Genomic DNA, 19,056 nt, shown 5'->3' with positions numbered 1-19,056 from the left:
TCATTCACTTGATTATTAGGTTGGGGGTAATGTTCAAATGTTTCAAAATAGTATGAAACAAAGAATGACTTGGGAAGAATTTCACGGTCCGAACCTCGGCTATGTGCTGGAGCTTTACGATCAGTACGTCAAGGATCCAGAAAGCTTGGATGCTGATTTAAAAGAGATGTTTGACGAACTTGGAGCTCCCCCGGGCGATATAAGGGCCGCCTCTCTACAAAACGAAGAGGCAGATTTCACGGCTGGATCTATTCAAAAAATCGCATCAGCGGTAAAACTTGCAGAAGATATTAGAACCTATGGCCATTTAAACGCTTCCGTCAATCCACTGAGAAAAACACAAGAAAAACAGGAGCTTTTTCCTCTTGCTGAGTACGGGTTAACTGAGCAGGACGTGAAAAAAATTCCGGCGTCTGTCATATGCAAAGATGCCCCTAAAGAAGTAACGAACGGTTTAGAAGCCATCCAGTACTTAAGAAACACATACAAAAAATCGATTTCTTTTGAATTTGACCATGTGCACATTTTTGAAGAGCGCAACTGGCTGATGAAAAAGATCGAATCCGGGGAATTATTCGCCCCGAAATCGAAAGAAAAGCTGGTGGAAGTTTTAAGAAGGCTGACAGAAGTTGAAAGCCTTGAACAGTTTCTCCACAAAACCTTTGTCGGGCAAAAACGCTTTTCAATAGAAGGACTTGATGCGCTTGTGCCCATGCTGGATGATATTATCGCCAAGTCCGTTTCGGCAGGTACGACAAACGTTAATATCGGAATGGCGCACAGGGGCCGTCTGAATGTTCTTGCGCATGTGCTCGGAAAACCTTATGAAATCATTTTTTCTGAATTCCAGCATGCGCCGAACAAGGATCTCGTTCCGTCGGAAGGTTCGACAGGGATCAATTACGGCTGGACGGGTGATGTAAAATACCACCTCGGCGCCAACCGTCAGATTCAGGATGAGCATACGAAAACGGCGCGCATTGCGCTCGCGAACAATCCGAGCCACCTGGAGTTCATTGATCCGATTGTTGAGGGATCGACAAGAGCCGCCCAGGAAACGAGAACGGAGAGCGGCTATCCGGTTCAAGACGTCAAAAAATCGCTGGCGATTCTGATTCACGGCGATGCGGCATTCCCAGGGGAAGGCATTGTCGCGGAAACCTTGAATTTAAGCCAGCTTAAAGGCTATCAGGTGGGCGGAGCGATTCACATTATCGCCAATAACATGATCGGCTTTACGACGGAAAGCAATGAGTCAAGATCGACGAAATATGCAAGCGACCTTGCAAAAGGTTTTGAAATTCCGATCGTCCACGTCAATGCGGATGATCCTGAAGCATGCCTTTCAGCGGTTCAGCTCGCTGTTGAATACCGCATGACTTTCAACAAAGACTTTTTGATCGATCTGATCGGCTACCGCCGTTTTGGCCACAACGAAATGGATGAACCGTCTGCAACGCAGCCGATGCTGTATGATGCGGTCAGGAAGCACCCGACAGTCAAAAACATCTTTGCTGAAAAGCTGATTCATAACGGGATCGTCGATAAAGAAACCGTCGGCAAAATCAAGGACGCTGTCCAGAAGCGTTTAGAAGAAGCCTATCGCAAAGTGCCGGCCAAAAAGGAAGACATGACGCATGAAATCGTTCTTCCGGAGCCTGTTTCCAACGGTTTTCCTGATGTTGACACGTCGGTTGATGTTGAGACTTTGCGCAAAATCAATCAGGAGCTTGTTTCATGGCCTGAAAACTTCAACGTTTTCGATAAGCTAAAACGAATCCTCGAAAGGCGTGCCAAAGCGTTCGACGATGACCGAAAAGTCGACTGGTCGCTTGCAGAGGCGATGGCGTTTGCATCCATTTTGAAAGACGGCACGCCTCTAAGACTGACCGGGCAGGATTCAGAACGCGGCACATTCGCACACCGCAACCTTGTCCTTCATGACAGCAAGACAGGGAACGAATTCATCGCACTGCATCACCTTGCAGATACGAAAGCGTCATTTGCGGTTCACAACAGCCCGCTTTCTGAAGGGTCCGTCCTCGGCTTCGAATACGGATATAACGTGTCTTCGCCGGAAACGATGGTGATCTGGGAAGCGCAGTTTGGAGACTTTGCAAACGCGGCGCAAGTATACTTTGATCAGTTCATTTCTGCAGGAAGAGCGAAGTGGGGACAAAAATCAGGGCTGGTTGTTCTCTTGCCGCACGGCTATGAAGGACAGGGGCCTGAGCATTCAAGCGGAAGAACGGAGCGCTTCCTTCAGCTGGCTGCGGAAAACAACTGGACTGTCGCCAACCTGACGAGCGCTGCCCAGTACTTCCATATTTTAAGAAGGCAGGCGAAGATGCTCCTTCGCGAGGAGATCCGACCGCTGATCATCATGACGCCGAAAAGCCTGCTGAGAAATCCGAATACCGTGTCAGAAGTGCAGGAGCTCAGCGACAGCAGCTTTAAGCCGGTCTATGAAATGTCAGGACTTTCCCATCAATATGACAAAGTGACGCGCCTCGTCCTTTCAAGCGGCAAAGTTTCGATTGACATCAGCGACCATTTCAATAAAATGGAATGTGAAAAAGATTGGCTGCACATTGCACGGGTTGAAGAGCTGTATCCTTTCCCTGCAAAGCATATTAAAGCGATCTTCAGCAAACTCCCGAATTTGGAGGAGATTGTCTGGGTACAGGAAGAACCGCAAAATATGGGCGCATGGAACTATATCGATCCTTATTTAAGAGAGATTGCTCCAAAGGACGTGAAGGTCCGCTATATTGGCAGAAGAAGACGTTCAAGTCCGGCAGAAGGGGATCCGACGGTTCATAAAAAGGAACAGGAACGCATTGTATCTGATAGCTTGACTCGCAAAAATTAAGGGGGAACTAAAAAATGGCGGAAATTAAAGTACCTGAATTAGCGGAATCAATTTCAGAAGGAACGATAGCCCAATGGCTGAAACAACCGGGAGATTATGTAGAACAAGGGGAATTCCTGCTTGAGCTGGAGACTGATAAAGTCAACGTGGAATTGACGGCAGAGCAGTCCGGCGTTCTTCAGGAAGTGCTGAAAGATTCCGGTGACACAGTTCAGGTCGGCGAAGTAATCGGAACGATTTCAGAAGGCGAAGGAGAAGGGGGCAAATCAACGGCTCCTCAAGCTGACGCTCAAGAAAGCGCCGGCGCTTCGGAAGAGAAGGCAGCCTCATCTGAAAAGACAGCCGAGCCTCGCGAAAGCGCGAACGATGAGGCGGATACAGCCAAAACAAGAACAATCGCTTCTCCGGCTGCCCGAAAGCTCGCCCGTGAAAAAGGCATCGATTTATCGGAAATTCCTACTGGTGATCCGCTCGGAAGGGTCAGAAAACAAGATGTTGAATCTTACCAGAAGAACGAGCAGCCGCCAAAAGCTCAGCCTGAACCAAAACGCGCAACACAGGCGCCGGCCGCTAAACAAACCGAAGATGCAGGTAAACCGGTAGAGCGTCAAAGAATGTCCCGCCGGAGACAGACGATCGCCAAACGCCTCGTTGAAGTTCAGCACACCGCCGCTATGCTGACGACATTCAACGAAGTGGACATGACGGCGGTCATGAACTTAAGGAAGCGCCGAAAAGATCAATTTCTTGAGCAGCATGACGTAAAGCTCGGATTCATGTCATTCTTTACAAAAGCTGTTGTCGCCGCGCTGAAAAAATATCCGCTTCTCAATGCGGAAATTCAAGGCGACGAGCTTGTGATCAAAAAATTCTATGACATCGGAATCGCTGTTGCTGCGCCGGATGGCCTCGTTGTACCGGTCGTGCGCGATGCAGACAGCAAAACCTTTGCAGATATTGAAAGGGATATCGGAGAGCTTGCGAAGAAAGCGAGAAACAATAAATTATCGCTTAACGAGCTTCAAGGCGGCTCCTTTACGATCACAAACGGAGGAACGTTCGGATCACTGTTGTCGACTCCGATTTTGAACAGCCCGCAAGTTGGTATTTTGGGCATGCATAAAATCCAGCTGCGTCCTGTAGCAATTGATGAAGAGCGCTTCGAAAACCGCCCGATGATGTACATTGCATTATCGTATGACCACCGGATCGTCGATGGTAAAGAGGCGGTCGGCTTCCTGGTTACGATTAAAAATCTGCTTGAAGATCCTGAACAGCTTCTGTTGGAAGGTTAAACCAAGAAAAAAGCTTTGGCCGCATGTACGGTCAAAGCTTTTTGTTTATCATCTGCGGGGCAGGAGAATGATTGTCATTCTTCTGCTTATTTGTTTTTTTGCCCCAATATGTCGCAAGCCATGAGCCTGAAAGGTTATGCCAGACGCTGAAAACAGCGCTCGGAACAGCGGAAAGAGGGGAGAAGTGCGCCGTCGCCAATGCCGCGCCGAGACCCGAATTCTGCATGCCGACCTCAATGGCCACGGCTTTTTGAGATGCATAATCCATTTTAAAGCACTTTGCCAAAATAAAGCCGAGGAGAAGTCCAAGGCCATTATGAAGAACCACAACCGCAAAAATCAACAGCCCCGATTGAATAATGTTTTCCCGATTGCCTCCGACGACCGCCGAGACGATGGCGACGATACCGAGAACGGAGACGAGCGGAAGTACCTGTACAGCTTTTTTCACTTGTTTTTTAAAGAAAAATTGGACGATCAGCCCGGCAATGATCGGAAGCAGCACGGCCTGCAAAATCGAAACGAACAGCGAGTCCGGAGATACCGGAAGCCATTCTTTTGCGAAAAATAAAATGAGAAACGGCGTTAAAAAAGGTGCAAGCAATGTGGAAACCGTTGTGATCGCCACAGACAGGGCGATGTTTCCCTTCGCAAAAAATGTCATGACGTTTGATGCCGTTCCCCCGGGGCAGCATCCCACTAAAATGACCCCAACCGCTATTTCGGGGGGAAGACCGAGGCCATAGGCCAGTCCAAAAGCGAGCAACGGCATGACCGTATATTGAATCAGCACACCGATCAGCACATGCAGGGGACGTCTTAGCAGCTCTTTAAAATCGTCCGCTGACAATGTCAATCCCATGCCAAACATAATCACGCCAAGCAGGATCGTAATATAAGGGATGATCCAAGTAAACTGCGACGGAAAGGCAAAGCCGAGAACCGCAAATAGAATCACCCAAATGGCGAACGTTTTTCCGGCAAATTGACTGATTTTGATCAAATAACTCATAAGTCCAGCTCCTCACATCTGTAGAAAATGTAACATCCTCTTATTATAATTAATATTCTGAATAATTCAATACTAGTAAATAAAGAATCGTTTAAAATAATATTATTATGTAAACTGAAAGAAATGTTTGAAAACCTTGACGAATTCGTTTATGCTTTTTAAAATGATAGTTTGTAGCCATGTGCAATTAGACCGAGAAGAAGAGGTGCTTAAGTGGAAAATAAACAAAATATATGGTCATCAAAGCTTGGATTTATCTTAGCTTCGGCCGGCTCGGCAATCGGGCTCGGCGCGATATGGAAGTTTCCTTATGTTGCCGGAACAAGCGGCGGCGGAGCATTTTTACTTATGTTTATTCTTTTTACTTTATTGATTGGGCTTCCTTTATTAATGGCGGAGTTCATTATCGGCAGAAAGACTCAAAAAGATGCCGTCGAATCCTACAAGGAGCTGGCTCCCGGCTCACATTGGCACTGGATTGGACGCCTCGGCATTATCACGTGTTTTATTCTGCTGTCTTTCTATAGTGTTGTCGGCGGCTGGATCATCATTTATATTGGCAAAGGGCTGACCGGTGAACTGTCAAGAAGTACGGATTATGCCGGTCTTTTCGGGGAGACGATTGCAAATCCGTATCTCGTTCTTGCGAGCCAGTTTGCATTTATCATGATAACGATTCTTGTCGTTGCAAAAGGAGTCAGAGGCGGAATTGAAAAAGCGAGCAAGTTTATGATGCCTGCTCTGTTCATTATTTTTCTGCTTTTGATCATCCGTTCGCTCACACTTCCCGGTTCAATGGAAGGTTTGGCGTTTTTCTTAAAACCCGATCTTTCCCATATCACAGCCAAAACGGTGCTGTTTGCGCTTGGACAATCCTTTTTCTCGCTGAGTGTCGGTGTTTCCGTTATGGTAACGTACAGCTCTTATTTATCGAAAAAAGAAAACCTTGTACAATCAGCCGTTTCAGTGACATTGCTCAATGTATCTGTGGCGATTCTTGCCGGGTTTGCAATTTTTCCGGCCGTTTTTTCATTCGGATTATCTCCTGATGCCGGCCCGATGCTGTTATTTAATGTGCTGCCGTCAGTCTTTCACAAGATGCCTTTAGGAATCGTCTTTTTATTGGCGTTTCTGCTCTTATTTTTATTTGCTACACTGACGTCTGCATTTTCAATGCTTGAAATCCTTGTTTCTTCCTTGTCAAAAGGGGACCCTAAAAAAAGACAGGCTTTCGCTTGGGCGGGAGGAATTGCGATTTTCCTATTCGGTATCCCTTCAGCATTATCATACGGCGTGCTTCAGGATGTATCGATTTTTAATCTATCGATTTTTGATGCGGCGGATTATCTTGTCAGCAATATTTTAATGCCGCTCGGCGCTTTGCTCATCGCCGTTTTTGTGCCGCTTAAAATTCCGAAAGACGAGCTGTTTGCTGAATTGAAAGAGGGCTCTAAAATCAGCAGAAAATGGTTCGCAGCCTGGCTTCTGTTGATTCGCTACGCAGCTCCAGTCGTCATTATTGTCGTCTTTTTGGACGTCATCGGCGTATTCTAAGATTGAATTGTTGATAAGGCCGGATAAATCCGGCCTTTTTTTCATGCAGACAGTTGCGTGCCGCTAAAGATAAGCATCGCTTAGATCAGCTGTACCGTCTTTTTTCGGCGATATGATCGGCAAGGGAAGTGTTTGATGAAAGGGGGAGGAAGGGAAAAGGCGTCTGTTTTTCTGGTGCGGTATTAAAAAAACTTGCCGGTGAATTCGTTTTTTACGATTTTACCGGCAAGCAGAAGAGGGGGATACCTTGACTTTGATTAAGGCTTACGGAATGTTACAGTTTGGCCGTTTCGATCAAACCAGCCTTTAAAGGCCCAGTTAATCCAGCCGCCGTCTCCTTGGTTTGTAAATTGTCCGCTTTCAAATACCCAAATGCCGTAAATCACGCCATGATAGTTGGCAGATCCATAAAATTTAACTCCTCTTAAGCCATTATGATAGCCTTGGCTTAAGTTGAACACCATGACATTATATCTTTGCCCTGCAGAATAAAAAGCGGTTTCCATGCAGTTTTTGACGAAACCGCTGCGGTTATTGCTTTGAACGATAGCATCCCTAATCGAGTTTCCGATTCCTAAGAGATCGAGGCCGATGCTTAAATCAATGGCAGAAGTTTTAAACTGTTGTTTTTCCTGGTTCAGTGACTGATTGAGAGGTGTGGGTATAGACATAGAAGGTAAGGTTGTAACAGAACTGTCCGTATGTTTTGATTCTTTCGCTTCTGATAAGTACGGCAGACAAGTCAAACCGAGCATTAAGGCTGTAAAGAAAGCAAACATTTTTTTCATGATTAACCCTCCTAAAATAAATTTTCCATTTTTCGAAAAACTGACCGGCTGAATCAGACAAACATCGACAGTTTGTTCATTTATTCCCTCCCTTCTTGTAGAATAGCTTAACGATTTTTGGAATTAGAAGAATGAGGAAAAACGACTATTTTCCAAATAAATCAAAAAATGTTCACATTTCATACTTAAGGCATGAATTTGGGATATATTGATAGACTGTTGAGATTCAGTATTTCATAAAGGGATGATCAAAATAGCAGATTCAGAAGGATGTATGGTTGTGGGGTTTCTCTTCCGACTCCGCCTCGCCAATCTCCGTGTAGCGGTCTTAACAATCCTCAAGAGAAACTGGGATATTTAAACTTTTATTTGTTATCTTATTACAGACGATAGAGGGTTTAAGAGAAATAGATACGGTATTGAGAGTGATAAAGTATCGGCACTTTAGCTCGATTCGGCCAGTGTCGACGGCTGCCTGGTGTAGAGAAGAGAAAGGTGCGAGAGGAAAGGCTCGTCCGCTTTTTGAGGCTAGGCTTTGACGGGGAGGCCGATGTCCGGCGCAACTACCGAAACAAAACAGGACTTCAATAGTTGAAGTCCCGCCATTGAATTTGAATCAGAACGGCTCCCATAGAACGCGCTTTGCTGTCGCAAATCGCCTTTCAGGTTCTCGCCAGTCAACGACATTCCACCAATTATCAACGTATTTTGCCCTTTCATTTTTATATTGAAGGTAATATGCGTGCTCCCATACGTCGAGCGGGAGAAGAGGGATCACATCCCATTGGCTCATCAGCTGATGTTTTTCTGCGATCAGGATTTCCAAGCGGTGCGAGCGCGGCGCCCAGACAAGGATCGCCCAGCCGACACCTTCCACGTTTTTCGCCGCTTCGGAAAATTGTTCTTTAAAGGCCGAATAGCTGCCGAAAGAACGGTTGATCATCTCCAGCAATTCGCCTGTCGGCCGCCTTTTTCCTTTTGGGTGCATCGCGTACCAAAATATAGTGTGCAAATAGTGCCCGGCTCCGTGAAAGGCGAGTTCTCTTTCCCAATGGTTTACGAGGTCGAACTGTTTGGTTTGCCTTGCTTTCTGCAGTTCTTTTTCAGCTTTGTTCAGGCCGTCGACATAGCTTTGGTGATGTTTTGTATGGTGGAGAAACATAATTTCTTTTGAAATATAAGGCTCAAGGGCTGAATACGAGTAGGGCAGGCTTGGCAGGCGGTGGCCTCCGATCGGCACTGTTCTGAATGGCTGCCGGCCTGCTTGAGACGCATCACTGCGGGAGATGGCTTGATACACGGCTTCTGCCTGTTCATACCATTCCTGTTCGGTCGCACGAGGATCATCCAATGATTGAAAAAGTTTTTCTAAACGGTTTTCTAAAGAAGTATCATCTTTCATCTGGTCTTTCAGGCCTTTGGCCCACGACGCTATTTTTTCTTTGTAAGCATTTCTGTTCAATATGTCTCCCTCTTTTCCGCTTTTTTAATAAATGCGCTTGAAGCGAGCAATGAAAACACAAAAGGATAACTGTGATAGCGGATGTAGAATTGTTTCGGCAGCCCGATTCCCGTCGGATATTCGAGTCGCTCACGCGAGCTTTCGTGATCATTGATGAGAAAACGGATTCCTTTTATGATCTGAGGGTCATCCGGACGCTCATATTGCAAAAGCGCCTCCAGCGCCCATGAAGATTGAACAACTGTTCCAAAGTGAAGAGGGACAAAACGCTTCGCTTCACAGCTTTTGCAAGATTCTCCCCAGCTTCCGTCTTCACGCTGGGTCGATTTAAGCCAGGAGATCGCTTTTCTGACAGACGCGTGGTTGCCGGAAACTCCAACGGCTTTCATACCGGTAAGTGCGGCCCATGTACCGTAAATAAAGCAGACGCCCCATCTGCCATACCATGAGCCGTCCGCTTTCTGATGGTGATCAAGCCACCTGAGGGCGCGTCTGACCGCGGGATGGTCATCTGTCAATCGCCCTTTAAGCCCGAGCAGATGAAGAACGCGCCCAGTCAAGTCTGCAGTTGACGGATCAACTGCTGCGTCAGCGGCTGATTCGAGCGGCAGATTTCGGATGAGGGGATGGTCAACATTTTTTTCAAATGCTGCAAACCCTCCGTCCCTATTTTGCATGGATAAAAGCCAGGTGAGCCCCCGGTTCCAGGCAGCCGGGCGCCTTTGAAACGGAATTGCTTTTAATGCCGCAGCGGTATCATCCAAATCGGGATTGTTTGTATTGATGTGTGAAAAACCCCACCCTCCGGGGGCTGCTTGAGGATTGGAGACCGCCCAGTCCGCTTTTTTCACATGCTGTCTTTTAAGAAGATAGTCGGCTGCCGATGAGATGGAAGAATGTTGTTCAGGCATTCCGGATTCCTGCATGGCATAGCTGATGAGCGCAGTGTCCCAGACGGTGGAAGTTGAGTTTTCCAGATGTGCGCCGTCTCCTCCGCATGATGAAATGAGACTTTTGATTCCGCTGACTGCTTTTTTGACAACGGGGGCGTTTTTTGATATTCCCATCGCCAGCAGGCTGTAAATCATGAACATTGTCGCGCTCGCATAGCTGTATAGCGTTCCGTCTTCTTCGATTCTGTCCATCATATATTTTTTGCCCGCCTCAAATCCGAGCTGATGGACATAAGCCGGCCATTGAAAAAGCTGTTTCCATTGCAGATTGAAAGAATAGAAGGTTCTCTCGTCAAAAGAGCGGATGTTCAGCCATTCGAGAGGGTTTTTTGACATGGCTTCATCCAGATGGCGAAGCGAGCCGATTTGGTTATTTTTTAAAGAGAATCGTCGATTAAACGTAATCGCCATCGGGACAAAATGAATTCTTGCGTATGTGCTGAAATGATAAAAATGCAGCGGGAAATAGGACGGAATCAGTAAAAATGAGAGCGGAATATAGGCTCTCGGCCATGGATACAGCCCGTTGGCAGCGAGCATCCACTTCGTCATAAAGTGCACGTGCTTCAAACCGCCTGCGGCCTTGATAAAAGCCTCGGCTTTCTGCATATGCGCATCTCCCCGGTCATAGCGCCCCGAAGCCAGCATCCCGGTATAGCCCTGGACTGTCGCGGTCAAATTGCCTGCTTTTTCATCCGGGTGATTGCGAAACGCGCCGTCTTCGCTCTGCCTTGAACGGATTCGTTCAGCAAGACTTGCGATGAGAGAAGAGTCCAGATCGCCAAGTGAAGTCAGCATCAGAATGAAAAAGCTGTCTGTCATCACGGGCCCTTCAAAACAAAACCGCCACGAACCATCAGACCTCTGTCTGTTTTGAAGCTCTGCGAGCGTCTTTTGCCTGAAAGCTTTCACATCTTCTAGTAAAGAACGCAATCTTCTCATCTCCTTCATATTACTGTATTCATGTGGGAAATGTGTCATGCCAATCAGGTGAAAACTAAAGAGAAGCGGTTTCGAATGAGTCAAATTTCAGACGAAAATGCCAGAGAGGGCTGCCAGCCCACGGGTCTGATACTTGCCATAGTAAAGACCAATATTTAGAATGTTATGTTCTGCAACCGGACGCTTATCGAGAGGGCGGGGGTCAAAGAGGATAGAGGCTTATGATTCTTTTTGTTATAATTCATCAATTATTCACATTTTATAACACGATGACCTTGTTTCCTGTTTTGGAAATTCGATATTCTAATAGAGAAATTTGAATAAGGAGGAACAACTTGAATGAATGAAACCCGGTCATTGTCACAAAAAGAAAGTAAGCGCTTTAAACCGCCAATCTATCAAACATTTTGGAGGTGGCACTTTTATGCCGGCTTAATTGTCGCCCCGTTTTTGATCATTTTGGCTGTTACAGGAGGCATCTATCTTTTCAAACCTCAGATCGAGGAATTGATTTATCAAGATTACTATCATGTAACGCCGCAAAAAGAAAAGCTCTCCCCAGAGCAGCAAATCGCTGAAGCCGCTAAGCGCTATCCTGATGGAAAAGTTGTCAGGTTTAGACCGGGTGAAGATGACTCCCGTTCTTCCGAGGTCGGAATCGCAGCAGGAGATGCGACATATACGGTATATGTGAATCCCTATTCCGGAAACGTGATGGGAACGCTTGAGGATCAGAACAAATTGATGAATCGGCTGGAAGCCCTTCATGGAGAACTGATGGCAGGCACGATCGGAGACAGGATAGTAGAATTGGCAGCTTGCTGGTCCATCATTCTTATTGTGACAGGGATTTATTTATGGTGGCCGAGGAAAAGCGGAAAGCTGACGGGGGTTTTGCTGCCGCGCCTTTCAAAGGGAAAGAAAGTATTATGGAGGGATCTGCATGCGGTTCCTGCATTCTGGCTGTCCGCCGGCATGTTTTTTCTGATCATCACCGGTCTGCCATGGTCAGGCTTATGGGGAAATACCGTTCAGACTCTGGCGACCAATTCAGGCATTGGATATCCCCCTTCAATTTGGGTAGGGGAGAAACCCGCTTCAGATGTCACGGCAAAAGAAGTGGCCGATGTTCCCTGGGCGGCTGAACATATGACTGTTCCTCAATCTCGACGACAAAAAGATATGAGCATCTCGATTAATGATGTGGTCGGCATAGCAGAAGAGAGAAATGTTCATTCCGGCTACAATGTCTTTTTTCCGCAGGAACCTAAAGGGGTTTTTACGCTATCAGTGTTTCCGCCGCGAGCTCAGGATGAAGCCACTGTTCATATTGATCAGTATACAGGCGGTGTATTAGCCGATTACCGCTATCAAGATTACGGGGCTTTGGGAAAAAGCATCGCGCTGGGAATCACACTGCACAAAGGGAGCCAATTCGGCTTTGTCAATCAGCTGATCGGCTTGGCCATTTGCATTGGCATCGTCAGCGTCTCAGTGAGCGGCTTCGTATTATGGCGAAAGCGAAAGCCTAAAAGCGGGCTTGGTGTGCCCCCTGCCCCTAAGAATAAGAAAACAATAAAGCCTTTGGTGCTGATCATGATCTTTTTCGGTCTGTTCTTTCCGCTGGTCGGCCTTTCATTGATCGCCGTCTTGTTATTAGACCGATTCATGATCAGGCGAATATCTGTTTTGAGATCGTTTTTTAGTGCATAGCAAGGAGGGGATAATCATGTATAACCGTTTTGCTGCGGTTATGGGCCTGTTAATGCTATTTCTGCTTCTGTCAGCCTGTTCAGCCGTACAAAGCAAATTTCACCATGAGGAAGGACCGCCGAAAGTGATCAGCACCGAATTTCTGCTTTCTAAGAAGATCGATCCCCATCGAACAACAACTTTGAAAATCAAATTGACTCGAGGAAACGCAGGTTTGGAAAACGCAGACGGAACTGTATTTTACATATCAAAAGCAGCCGGAGGAGAACGGATAAAAGAAATCACGGCGAAGCATGAAGGGAAGGGAATATACAGTGCCGATACGATGTTTCCTGAACACGGTGTTTATGACATTCAAGTTCATGCCGAAGCAGACGGCATGCGTGTGATGCCGGTAAAACGGGTTATTGTCGGAGATGTATCACATGAAGAACTTCAATCCGTTGACGGGCACAAGAAAGAAGAGAGCGGAGACGGTGAGCATCATCATTGAGAATTCGTCTTAAACATCTTCATTTACCTCCGTTCCAATATCAGGTATTGTAAAAAGAGAGACCTTAGAAACAATGGTTGGGGGATGTTGCAGAATGAATGTTGAACAGATGCTGTATGATACAGCAGTCGATTTGATCAAAAAGAGGTATCCGACCGGATGGGGCGGGGCAGCCGCCACGTATACCGAAGACGGAAGAATCTTAACGAGCGTAGCTCCGGAAGTAATCAACGCTTCAACAGAATTATGCATTGAAACGGGCGCTATTCTCGAAGCCCATAAGTATCAGGCGAAAATTACGCACTCTGTTTGTGTTGCGAGAGATGATGAACATTCCGAATGCAAGGTATTAACGCCGTGCGGGGTATGCCAGGAAAGACTTTTTTATTGGGGCCCGGATCTTAAAGCAGCCGTAACTGTACCGGATGGGCGTCTGGTTTATCAATCTTTAAAGGAAATACAGCCATACCATTGGTTTGCCGCGTATCAAAAGTAGCAGGGGAGGGGCAGTCGATGTTCAAGAGCCGCAAGGTTTACCTCAGGCCTGTTGAAAAAGGCGATATGGAGAGCTTTTACAAAGCCGTTCAAAATGAAGACATCAGGTATATGACGGGCACGACGCGCGAATTTACGATGGAAGACCTTTATGAGCACTACGAGAGAATCACAAGCGATGAGACGCGCTATGATTTTGCCGTCTGCTTAAAGGAGGACGATCGTATGACAGGCGATCTGTCCATAATGGACATCGACCGGACGAATCGAAAAGCGGGGTTTAGAATCGCTTTGCACAGCCCCGCTTATATTAACAAAGGCTATGGCTCTGAAGCGGTGCGGCTGGCCATGCAGTTTGCTTTCGAAAGGCTCGATCTTAACCGCCTCCAGCTCGAAGTCTTTTCACACAATATCCGCGCGCTGAAAGCGTATGAAAAAGCGGGATTTAAAAAGGAAGGAACGGTCAGGGAGGCTCTTTATATGAATGAACAGTACTCAGATGAAATCATTATGGGAATATTGAAGCGGGAATACGAAGAGCTGATGTCCCGCTGAATCGGAGGGCGCGCAGCATTTTATTTTACTGAGCGCCGCTTTGTTCATTTTTATTTTTCAATCTTTGCTGAACGGCTGCAAATGCCGCCGAAAACAGGCCGCCGGCGATCAGCGCCGCTGTCATCGAATAAGCTTCTTTTATTTCTAAAACGATCACTCCAAATATACCGTTGATGAGAAAAATCCACAGCAGCTTTATCCTTCTATTTCCCCTTTCGTCTTCTGCCTTGCAGATTGGCTGTACGTTCTTAAATCCCGCACGAAAAATATGGCAGCGGCTGTTCCGGCATATAATACAGCGGCAGCGATAAATACGCTTCGTACCCCGATCAAGTCCGCCAAAGCCCCCATAATGGCGATTGTTAAGATCGACCATGCCGCCAAAATGGTATTTTTGGCGGCGGTAACCGGTGCACGCTCTTCATCTGTCAACGTATCTTGAAGGATAACCGTCTGGCTGACATCTCTTACTTGATAAAGCGGACCCATCATGATACAGAGGGTGACCGAAAGGAGGGGGTTAGACGAATAGGCGAATAAAAGCGTTGTGATTCCCATTGAAACAGAACCCAAGACAATCATGAGGCCAAGCCTTTGTTTGAGCTGATTGGAAAAGAGCACAGCGAGAATACCGCCCAAAATCGCTCCCAAAAAATAACCGGCATTGATGAATCCCCACCAAGCCTCCCCTTTATTCAGGACCTCTTTCGTAAAAGCCAGCAAAACGGCGGAAGTCCAGACCGCATTTGCTAAACCTTCTGACATGTCCATCATCGTAAGCAGCAAAACGGTTTTCTTCCTGTATACAGTGCGCCAGACTGATTGTGTGCGGGTTTTTTGACGAGGGATAACCGCTTTTTTGAAATCCGGCAATCTGATTAAAAGCCCTGATATGAAAAAGAGTCCTGCTGTAAACACTGTCAACGTATGAGTCTGGGCCAAAACGGTTAAATAGCCGCCGAGCCCCCAGCCTGCCGCCTGAACAAACTGGTTGACCGTTACGATGCTTCCCGACGCAGCCACGTAATCGCGCTTTTTAATCGCTTGATACAGTAAACCTAATTGTGCGGGGGAATACCACGAGCCGACAAAGCTTTGCAAAAATAGCAGCAGATAAATGATAGAAGAGGGCAAGCCCAGCGATTGGCATAAGCCGATGCATAATGCACAGACCGCTCTGAACCATGTTGACCAAGCCGCTGTTTGGAGCAGGTCGAGACGCTGAATAGCAAAAGCAGCCATTGCTCCGCCTAATACACTCCCGAACGAGGATAAAGCCAAAACCAGACCGGATCCGAATACAGAGTTCGTTTCCTTAAACACATCAACCATGACAATGATCGTCATCAAGATTGACCCGACAGCCTGTGCAGTTTGTGACGCCCATATGTATCTAAAGTTTTTTTGTTTCCAGAGGGTTTTGCCCGTAGAGGAAGAATACACGATTCTATCATTCCAGTCGACTTAAACTGTCATCTATTTTACCATATGCATGTATAAATGTTTATTTTTATAAAAAACCGCCCTGATCGACAGGGCGGCTGCAGAAACTCATGTTTTGTGTTATTCGCCTGTATGAATCCAGACGCTCTTTACTTCTGTATAGTTATCCAGAGCGTATGAGCCCATTTCACGTCCGAGTCCTGACTGTTTGTAGCCGCCGAATGGGGATGCGGCGTCAAAAGCGTTATAGCAGTTGACCCAAACGGTACCCGCTTGCAGACGGTCGGCGATATAGTGGGCGTTTTTCAAATTTTCCGTCCATACGCCCGCAGCAAGGCCGTATTCGCTGCGATTGGCCCGTTCGATAACTTCATCTACCGTTTCATAAGGGATCGCTGCCAAAACAGGACCGAAGATTTCTTCTTTTGCTATTGTCATCTCATCTTCGACATTTGTGAATACAGTCGGAGAAACAAAGTATCCCTGTTCATAAGGGCATGTTCCCCCGGCCGCGATTTTCGCACCTTCCTGGCGTCCTTTTTCAATATACGAGAGGACGCGTTCGTGCTGTTCTTTGCTGACAAGCGGTCCCATTTGCGTGTCATCATGAAGGCCAGCACCTTGGCGGAGTGATTTGGAATAAGCGGCCATTTCATCGACGACTTTGTCATATTGGTCTTTATGGATGAAAACGCGCGATCCCGCACAGCAAACTTGGCCCTGATTGAACATGACGCCGGTTAGTGCGCCTGGAATCGCTTTCTTCAGGTCGGCGTCAGGGAGGATGATATTCGGCGACTTTCCGCCGAGTTCAAGGGTAACCCGTTTAACCGATTTGGCCGCTTTCTCCATTATCTTTTTGCCGATTTCCGTTGACCCTGTGAATGCCAGTTTGTCGACAAGGGCATGATCGGTCAGCGCTTCTCCGGCCGTCTCCCCGAAGCCAGGGATGATGTTGATGACGCCTTTCGGGAAGCCTGCCTCATCGATCAGCTCAGCTAAATACAGAGCGGAAAGCGGCGTTTGTTCAGCCGGTTTTAAGACAACCGTACATCCGGCTGCAAGGGCGGCTCCCATTTTCCACATGGCCATCAGAAGCGGGAAGTTCCAAGGGATAATTTGCCCGACAACTCCGACAGGCTCATGTCGTGTATAGTTGAAATAAGGTCCGTTAACAGGAATCGTCTGTCCGGTTATTTTCGTCGCCCAGCCCGCATAATAGCGCATATGTTCAATTGCCAGCGGAATATCGCCTGCGGTCGTTTCGCTGATCGGCTTCCCGTTATCCAGCGTTTCAAGCTGAGCCAGTTCCGTTTTGTGTTCCTCCATCAGATCGGCGAGTTTGTACATCAGCCGGCTTCTTTCAGCCGGGTTCATCGTCCGCCACTCACCGCGGTCAAAGGCTTCCCGTGCAGCTTTCACCGCTTTGTCGACATCCTCGGGACCTGCTTCATATAAGGTGGCGAGCGTTTCACCAGTCGCCGGGTTTGGGGTCTCAAACGTTTTGTTTGAGGCGCTGGCTACAAATTCCCCGTTAATATAGAGCTTCTTTGTTCCCTGCAAAAATGACTCCAGCTTCTTACTGACCTGCATCGTTAATGAACTCATGTTTGTCAAACAAACCTCCTTTAAAATTTTGGTCTGTCTTCGGGTGAGTTGTCTTGGTGCTGGTTTGTCTTTTGATTCGGTCATTACGCGGATGAAAGAGGGATATATTTCTGATTTTGGAACTATACACCACCATTCTATAACAGGGAATGAAACCAAATCAATATTCATGCTTGGTAAAATCATATTCGCCGACAGAGCGCATTGCATTTCGGCGAAAAAACGCTACAATGGAAACTATACACGTATGAAAAAGGAGACATCCACATGATTCATGAAAAATGGCAGAACAATAAAACCATTAAAAAAGTAAAGTGCATACATACCGATGCCAAAAAGTACATCGTCAACAGAGCGCTGACCGTCGGTAACGTATACGAGGTCAAAAACGAAACGGAAGAGTTTCTGTTTATCATCGATAATACAAACAAAGTCGGCGGCTATTACAAAGAATACTTTGAAGAAGTAAAAGCCTGAATTCATTCGCCTGGATCATCAATAACCAATAAACGGCCGCAAATGGGGAAGTAGAACAAAAACCGAAAACCTTCATAAAAAATCGGCTGACTGAATCGAAAGTGTGACCAAGTGCCAGCGTACCTAAAAGGCATCATAACGTCAGAAAAGAACCGCAGAAGCAGAACACCTTGCTGCGGTTTTTTGTTATATCCGTTATGCACCTTTTATTTGATAGCAAAAAAAATAAGCTGAAAAAACTGATAAAAAAGATGAAACCTCACGCGTCCGCCGGGCGTATTAATTGATAGTAAAAACAAACATAGAGAGTTAAAGAAATGTAATCTGCTCGTAATTGTTTATAAATCAGGGTTATCGTATCCTTATTAGTAACATACAGCATACTTTGCCTTGTGCATAAACATAAATTGGACACACAGAAAGAGGGGTTTTGATTGGGCGTTTTTTCAGCAAGCAAGACAGCAGACGGCAAAAAATTTGAACCACTGCTTATAGAGGGAGAAAAAATAGAATCGGTTTGCAGACTAAGAATGGATCAAATATGTTTTACGAACAAGCGGATTATATTTTTTGATAATAAACTGTTTTCCAAAAAGAAAGTCCGCGTCTTCCTGCCGTACAGATCGATTGAAGGCTTTGCGATCAGAGAAGTCAGCATGTTCAATCCAGACAGTTCTCTTTCTCTGATGACCAGCAGCAAAATCTTTGACCTGGAATTTACGAAGGATACCGACATGCTTGAAATTCAAGCGCTGTTATCAAAATACTTATGTGCATAAACCGTAAAGGCTGTTCACTGCTTGCCCGCGTCTGAACGGCCTTTTTATTTTGGAAAGGCGGGTTTTTCTCCCACGAAATCGGGAAAGGAAGAAGAAAGGAGGAGGATCAGCCATGCCATTAACACAAAAACAAAAAGACCATCTCTACCATAAATTAATTGACTTAAAACAAAGCCTTTCCCCTGCAGAAGGAACAGATCAGTCGATGGCGGAAGAAACGGGAGAGCTTTCAAACGGAGTTGACAATCATCAGGCTGACCATGCCGGCGTTTATTTTGAACGAATGAGAGAGCAGACCTTCCGGCAGACGGACAGAAATTTATTAAAAGAAGTGGAAGACGCCCTCAAGCGATTGGAAGACGGCACATACGGAATATGTGAAGCAACAGGTCAAGAAATACCATATGAGCGCCTCGAAGCCGTTCCATATGCAAGAAAAACCGCGGAGACTCAAGCTGAAACAGAAAAAAGAAATCAAGAGGGGGAAGGATATGACCAGCAATTTACACGGCAAATGAAGGATTTGACAAACAGAGAAACGATGGATCAAAAGCGTTCATATGCTTACGAACGTCTTGATGAGGAGCAGGATTCAAAATAAGCACCCGCAAAAAC

At 46.4% G+C, this 19,056-nt stretch carries 17 protein-coding genes; 10 read left to right on the top strand and 7 right to left on the bottom strand.

Features of this window, described 5'->3' with window-relative positions; all coding sequences use genetic code 11:
* Positions 1-37: 37 nt before the first annotated feature.
* Together sucA and odhB are read left to right on the top strand one after the other, a co-directional pair.
* On the top strand, positions 38-2,872 hold the full coding sequence (gene sucA / locus BTA31_RS13520) for a 2-oxoglutarate dehydrogenase E1 component (RefSeq protein WP_076792392.1): 2,835 nt from the start codon (positions 38-40) through the stop codon (positions 2,870-2,872).
* Between the two features lie 14 nt (positions 2,873-2,886).
* A complete protein-coding gene (odhB, locus tag BTA31_RS13515) occupies positions 2,887-4,167 on the top strand; it encodes a 2-oxoglutarate dehydrogenase complex dihydrolipoyllysine-residue succinyltransferase (RefSeq protein ID WP_076792389.1) in 1,281 nt (426 codons plus the stop codon).
* Positions 4,168-4,198: 31 nt separating this feature from the next.
* Here the strand turns inward: odhB and BTA31_RS13510 are convergent, their stop codons facing one another.
* The gene (locus tag BTA31_RS13510; RefSeq protein WP_043928046.1) at positions 4,199-5,179 is read right to left on the bottom strand and encodes a bile acid:sodium symporter family protein; all 981 of its coding nucleotides are present in this window, start codon (positions 5,177-5,179) and stop codon (positions 4,199-4,201) included.
* 213 nt (positions 5,180-5,392) lie between these two features.
* On the opposite strand from BTA31_RS13510, the gene BTA31_RS13505 reads away from it, so the two are divergent.
* Positions 5,393-6,733, top strand: a complete 1,341-nt coding sequence (locus tag BTA31_RS13505) for a sodium-dependent transporter (protein WP_076792386.1) — start codon at positions 5,393-5,395, stop codon at positions 6,731-6,733.
* A gap of 257 nt (positions 6,734-6,990) precedes the next feature.
* Here BTA31_RS13505 and BTA31_RS13500 read toward each other — a convergent pair whose 3' ends face one another.
* From BTA31_RS13500 to BTA31_RS13490, 3 genes are all read right to left on the bottom strand, one after another.
* Positions 6,991-7,521 (bottom strand): hypothetical protein, encoded by a 531-nt coding sequence (locus tag BTA31_RS13500; protein WP_043928044.1) that lies wholly within the window; start codon positions 7,519-7,521, stop codon positions 6,991-6,993.
* A gap of 616 nt (positions 7,522-8,137) precedes the next feature.
* Positions 8,138-8,983, bottom strand: a complete 846-nt coding sequence (locus tag BTA31_RS13495; protein ID WP_043928042.1) for a superoxide dismutase — start codon at positions 8,981-8,983, stop codon at positions 8,138-8,140.
* Positions 8,980-10,878 (bottom strand): terpene cyclase/mutase family protein, encoded by a 1,899-nt coding sequence (locus BTA31_RS13490; protein ID WP_422109659.1) that lies wholly within the window; start codon positions 10,876-10,878, stop codon positions 8,980-8,982. The genes BTA31_RS13495 and BTA31_RS13490 overlap by 4 nt, the downstream gene beginning before the upstream one ends.
* Before the next feature lie 339 nt (positions 10,879-11,217).
* Between BTA31_RS13490 and BTA31_RS13485 the strand changes: the two genes are divergently transcribed.
* From BTA31_RS13485 to BTA31_RS13470, 4 genes are all read left to right on the top strand, one after another.
* A complete protein-coding gene (locus tag BTA31_RS13485; protein ID WP_076792381.1) occupies positions 11,218-12,591 on the top strand; it encodes a PepSY-associated TM helix domain-containing protein in 1,374 nt (457 codons plus the stop codon).
* 16 nt (positions 12,592-12,607) lie between these two features.
* The gene (locus tag BTA31_RS13480) at positions 12,608-13,084 is read left to right on the top strand and encodes a FixH family protein (protein WP_076792379.1); all 477 of its coding nucleotides are present in this window, start codon (positions 12,608-12,610) and stop codon (positions 13,082-13,084) included.
* Positions 13,085-13,178: 94 nt separating this feature from the next.
* Entirely contained in the window at positions 13,179-13,580 is a 402-nt protein-coding gene (locus BTA31_RS13475) for a cytidine deaminase (protein ID WP_076792376.1), read from the top strand.
* Positions 13,581-13,597: 17 nt separating this feature from the next.
* On the top strand, positions 13,598-14,134 hold the full coding sequence (locus BTA31_RS13470; RefSeq protein ID WP_076792374.1) for a GNAT family N-acetyltransferase: 537 nt from the start codon (positions 13,598-13,600) through the stop codon (positions 14,132-14,134).
* A 25-nt stretch (positions 14,135-14,159) separates the two neighbouring features.
* On the opposite strand, the gene BTA31_RS23575 is transcribed toward BTA31_RS13470, so the two are convergent.
* The 3 genes from BTA31_RS23575 to BTA31_RS13460 all read right to left on the bottom strand — a co-directional run bounded on the left by BTA31_RS23575 (position 14,160) and on the right by BTA31_RS13460 (position 17,185).
* Positions 14,160-14,291 (bottom strand): hypothetical protein, encoded by a 132-nt coding sequence (locus BTA31_RS23575; RefSeq protein ID WP_275667489.1) that lies wholly within the window; start codon positions 14,289-14,291, stop codon positions 14,160-14,162.
* A 38-nt stretch (positions 14,292-14,329) separates the two neighbouring features.
* Positions 14,330-15,481, bottom strand: a complete 1,152-nt coding sequence (locus tag BTA31_RS13465) for an MFS transporter (protein WP_239693204.1) — start codon at positions 15,479-15,481, stop codon at positions 14,330-14,332.
* A gap of 216 nt (positions 15,482-15,697) precedes the next feature.
* Positions 15,698-17,185 carry an aldehyde dehydrogenase family protein gene (locus BTA31_RS13460; protein WP_076792823.1) on the bottom strand — a complete coding sequence of 496 codons (1,488 nt, stop codon included), beginning with the start codon at positions 17,183-17,185 and terminating at the stop codon, positions 15,698-15,700.
* A 267-nt stretch (positions 17,186-17,452) separates the two neighbouring features.
* Here BTA31_RS13460 and BTA31_RS13455 point away from each other — a divergent pair, with 267 nt between their 5' ends.
* The 3 genes from BTA31_RS13455 to BTA31_RS13445 all read left to right on the top strand — a co-directional run bounded on the left by BTA31_RS13455 (position 17,453) and on the right by BTA31_RS13445 (position 19,042).
* Positions 17,453-17,662, top strand: a complete 210-nt coding sequence (locus BTA31_RS13455; protein ID WP_043928038.1) for a DUF6501 family protein — start codon at positions 17,453-17,455, stop codon at positions 17,660-17,662.
* A gap of 434 nt (positions 17,663-18,096) precedes the next feature.
* A complete protein-coding gene (locus tag BTA31_RS13450) occupies positions 18,097-18,441 on the top strand; it encodes a PH domain-containing protein (protein WP_003182669.1) in 345 nt (114 codons plus the stop codon).
* A 112-nt stretch (positions 18,442-18,553) separates the two neighbouring features.
* Positions 18,554-19,042, top strand: a complete 489-nt coding sequence (locus BTA31_RS13445; protein WP_076792371.1) for a TraR/DksA family transcriptional regulator — start codon at positions 18,554-18,556, stop codon at positions 19,040-19,042.
* The last annotated feature ends 14 nt before the right edge of the window (positions 19,043-19,056 follow it).

Source organism: Bacillus haynesii (assembly GCF_001969855.1).
In the GTDB taxonomy this organism is placed as follows: domain Bacteria; phylum Bacillota; class Bacilli; order Bacillales; family Bacillaceae; genus Bacillus; species Bacillus haynesii.
This window is presented reverse-complemented; position numbering and strand designations above follow the sequence as displayed.